The 1111-nt window shown below is 71.8% G+C and carries 1 protein-coding gene; it reads left to right on the forward strand.

Annotated elements, in window-relative coordinates:
• Positions 1 to 437: 437 nt before the first annotated feature.
• A partial coding sequence (locus BBK14_RS15495; RefSeq protein ID WP_131802328.1) for an MFS transporter occupies positions 438 to 1111 on the forward strand: 674 nt, incomplete at its 3' end.

Consider the following 1111-nt stretch of genomic DNA (forward strand, 5'->3'; position numbering starts at 1 on the left):
CGCCAGCACCACCCCGGCGACCATGACGGTGACGTAGCCCTCGTCCCGGCCGTCCCGCCACCGCCCCCGCACCGACGCCGCCCGGGTGGTCATCGGCGTGCCAGACATGTCGTGGGTTCCTCGTCGAGGAGGAACGCCGTCCACGGCGTTAGCTCCAGTGCCGCAGGGCTTGGCAGGCCACCACATGATCCCGGCGTTGTGTCGGGATTCTCGAACAGAGGCCGGTATCTGTGACGGATCGAGGCGATGCGTGAACTGGGGCGCTGGTGTTTCTCGCCGTTGTGCGATCGATCGGGGCGGGCCGTGTCCGGTTCAGGCTGAGTACCAGTGCCTCCGGCCGCCGCACCGCCACCGTCGACCATCCCGACAGTCCCGGCCTGCCAACCGACCCGGCAAACCGCATCTGACCGGCATGTTCTCCCCGACACTGGGGGGCTATGACGACGCCACCGGTCGAGGCCGACACCGCACCCGCGTCCGACACCGATCGGTGGCTGACCCGGGGCGTCGCTGGAATCGGCACCGCGAGCTTCCTCGCCGACGTCGGTCACGAGATCCCTACCGCCCTGCTTCCGAGCCTGCTCACCAGCACCCTCGGCGCACCCGCCGCCGCGCTCGGCCTGATCGAAGGTGTGTCCGACGGGCTTGCCGGCACCGCCCGTCTGGTCGGTGGCGCGCTCGCCGACGACCCGGCCCGGCGACGGCGGGTCGCGGTCGGCGGTTACACGAGCACCGCAGCGCTGGCCGCACTGACCGGCGCGGCCAGCGCGGTCTGGCAGGTCGGGGTCCTGCGCGCCGGAGCCTGGGCAGCCCGCGGCCTGCGTGTCCCCGCCCGCAACGCCCTGCTCGCCGACGTCGTCCCGAGGGCCACCTACGGCCGGGCCTATGGCTTCGAACGCATGATGGACAATCTCGGAGCGATCTTCGGGCCGTTGCTTGCCCTCGGCTTGGTCGCCACGGTTGGTGTCCGCTGGGCTATCGGCCTGTCGGTCCTGCCCGGCCTGCTCGCGGCTTCCGCGATCATCTACGCGATCCGCCACGCCCCGAAAGTCGAACCCCGCCCCCGCACCCCGCTGCGCATCCGCATCCGCCCCGTCTTGCGCGCCGGACT

The organism is Parafrankia soli (assembly GCF_001854695.1).
GTDB classification, from domain to species: Bacteria; Actinomycetota; Actinomycetes; order Frankiales; family Frankiaceae; genus Parafrankia; species Parafrankia soli.